The organism is Candidatus Aquicultor sp. (assembly GCA_036504445.1).
In the GTDB taxonomy this organism is placed as follows: domain Bacteria; phylum Actinomycetota; class Aquicultoria; order Aquicultorales; family Aquicultoraceae; genus DASXVE01.
On sequence record DASXVE010000022.1, the window covers coordinates 1 to 1,709 of the forward strand.

The following is a 1,709-nucleotide window of genomic DNA, read 5'->3' on the forward strand; positions in this document are numbered from 1 at the left end:
GGGATGGAACCGGCGGCGCATGGACGACCTACACGGGTGCCCTTGCCGCACAACAAGGAAACCATACACTGTATTATTACTCAGTAGATACAGCGGCTAATACCGAGGCCAATAAGAATTTGGCGATTAAAGTCGATACGGTAGCGCCGACGGGGCTTTCGCTTACAACTCCCGCGGATGCGAGCTTTGTAAATACCCAGCAGCCGACCCTGACATGGAGCGGTGCGACCGATGCATCCAGCGGTCTGGCGAATTATATTGTGAAGATCGATGGTGCCGACAATCAGACGGTAGGCAGTGCAGTCGTCACAACTCAAACCGCGGGTACACTGACCCAAGCCTCACACACTTGGCAGATTGTTGCGATTGATAACGCAGGCAACCAGGCCACATCAACCTCGCGTACTTTTACGGTTGATGTGACTAATCCGACAGCGTCGATTACGGCACCACTTGATAATACGTATGTAACCGGTTCGATCACCGTAACGGGTACCGCAGCGGATACCAACTTCAACAACTATACGCTCGAGTACGGCGCAGGCTCATCGCCGTCAAGCTGGACTACTATAAACAGTGCGACGACGACGGTAACTAACAACGCGCTTGGTTCACTTGACACCGGTTTGCTTCCAAACGGCGACTATACGATTCGCCTAAGGGTAACCGATAAGGCAAACAACAGTGCAACACCGGCATCGATCCTGGTGCATGTGGATCACGCGGCGCCGACAACGACACTTTCAACCAGCCCAATAACACCAGACGGCTCAAACGGCTGGTTCAAATCGGCAACGACAATAACGCTGACCTCATCCAAGCCGGGTTCGACCTATTACCAATGGGATGGAACCGGCGGCGCGTGGTCTACGTATTCTGTTCCTTTCGCAGCATTTGAAGGCAGCCATACGCTGTACTTTTACTCAAAAGACTCGCTTAACAATACCGAGGGCAACAAGAGCCAAGTAATAAAAGTCGACACAGCAGCCCCGGGGGCGGCAATACTATCAACCCCGGCGGATAACGGCTGGGCTTCAGGCGTGCAACCAACGCTTACCTGGACTGTGGCAACCGACACATCGAGCGGTATTGCAAACTACGTTATCAAGATCGATGGCGCAACGGACCAGACGGTAACAGGATCGACACTCTCAGCTGCAACAGTCGCAATGCTTACCGAGACCAGCCATACCTGGCAGATTATCGCCGTTGACAATGCGGGGAATCAAACAAGCTCTGCGATTCACACCATGAAAGTAGATTACAGTAGCCCAACGGCAACAATTAGCGCACCGGCAAACAATGCAACAGTAGTAGATACCATAACCATTACCGGTACGGCATCTGACACCAACTTTGCAAACTACAAACTGGAGTATGGTGCCGGGGCATCACCGTCAAGCTGGACGACGATCACCAACCCGACGACGCCGGTAACCAACGGCACGCTCGGAACCTTTGGAACGAGAACCGTTGCAAACGGGCAGTATACGATTAGACTTACCGTCACGGATAATGCCGCTAAGTCATCGACAACCTCAGTTCTTATTAACGTTAATAACGATATTATCGCGCCGACAACGACACTTTCAACCAGCCCAATAACACCAGACGGCACCAACGGTTGGTTTAAATCGGCAACGACGATTACGCTTACCTCGTCCGAGCCGGGCACGACCTATTACCAATGGGATGGAACCGGCGGCGCA

General features: G+C 52.6%; 1 protein-coding gene. It reads left to right on the forward strand.

What is annotated here, in order from left to right:
• Positions 1 to 1,709 (forward strand): Ig-like domain repeat protein (locus tag VGK02_05690; GenBank protein ID HEY3374537.1); only part of this gene is annotated, 1,709 nt, incomplete at both ends.